We start from the raw sequence: 1438 nt of genomic DNA, 5'->3' as shown, positions 1-1438 counted from the left end.
TTCTAATAAGTCTTGCATTAGCACTAAAACAAGTAAGTATACACATAAAGAGAATAATAACAAACGGAACCTGTTAGCCCAAAGTAGAAATGTCCACCTTCCCAGCAAAATGAAAATGTCCTATTTGTTGTCATGCCAACAAAGTCTTACCACAGATCAGTTTTGTGCTAACAACAAGTAGAGTTTAGTCTAAATTATTAATTTTTTATTGTTATATAATCAAAACAACTAATGTGGTAAAGCTGTGGGAAACTTCGGGTAAAAATCTTTGCCCAAGTTTTCCATCAGTTTTTCCACATTGTCCTTATTATTTAACAAGAGGGAAGTTGGTTTTTACTTTCAGTACAATTTGGTACCTGCTGGGACATATGGATATGCTGATCTAACTCTATATCTAATTCTTTCCTTGATAAAGGCTTGTGGTAATTATCAACATATTCTAGTAAATCGGCTACTAGCTCTTGTTTATCCGAGAAAATTTTTATATTGCCATTTAGTTTTTCATAAACTGTTACTCCCCTTTTTCTTAATGTTCTAATAGCTCTAATTTGGCTTATTACATATATAGCATTATTATACTGAACTGTAAGGGCCTTAGATACTTGTCTTTTTTCTTGAATAGAAAATATATACTCCAAAGCTTCAACTTGCTCTTCTGACAAAGCAATATGTCCATCTGTATCTTCTACTGCAGGTTTAGCAAACTTCCTATTAAATTGTTCTATAAATCTAGGCATAAAAGCATTATCAGCGTCAATGTCAGAAATATTTGCCATTCTAAACTCTTTAACCAGTCTATCTTGTAATACTCTATTCATGCGCTCAACTCGCCCTTTAGCCTGCGGGCTGTTAGCTAGATGCTGCTTAATGTTTAAATTCTGTAGCATCCTTGCAAATTGAGTTTGACCTTTGTTTTCTCCTCCTCGCATATGGTTAACAGTAAATACCGAGTGCTTATCTGTGTATATTTCTTTTGGACATCCGTATGATTTAACATACGCGCTCATCGCTGCAAAATATCCCCGTAAATCTTCTGTAGGGCAAAAATGTACTGCTTGTAATTTACTAGTTGCATCATCGACAAATACTAAGGCAACGCATTTGGCTCCACGTTTTTCAAACCATGCGTGATGAGAGCCATCTATTTGGATCAACTCTCCATATTGAGGACGGCGATTGCGAAGTTGATGTACTACAATGCGCTTAGTCTTGGCTCTCCACAAACCATTTTTAATCATTAACCTTCGTAGCCATTCATTAGAAACCTTAATGGCGTCAATACTAGCTAGTTTTTCTGCTGCTAATGTTGGTCCAAAATCATTATATTTTCCTTGTGGGAGTTTTAAAGCTTGATCAGTGAAGACTTTTGAGTGTTTACGCTTACTTGGCTTCCCTCTACCTCTATGTACCACGGCAAGAGGACCTTGTAGGTGAACAC

1 protein-coding gene is annotated in these 1438 nt (G+C 36.0%); it reads right to left on the bottom strand.

The window, feature by feature from the left end; genetic code table 11:
- Nucleotides 1-311: 311 nt before the first annotated feature.
- On the bottom strand, nucleotides 312-1438 hold a 1127-nt coding region (locus tag Ga0074115_RS16055), incomplete at its 5' end, for an ISNCY family transposase (RefSeq protein ID WP_157292831.1).

It is taken from the genome of endosymbiont of Ridgeia piscesae (assembly GCF_001443665.1).
GTDB lineage: Bacteria > Pseudomonadota > Gammaproteobacteria > Chromatiales > Chromatiaceae > Endoriftia > Endoriftia persephonae.
The sequence above is the reverse complement of the archived record's forward strand: the minus strand, read 5'-3'. Positions and strand labels throughout refer to the sequence as shown.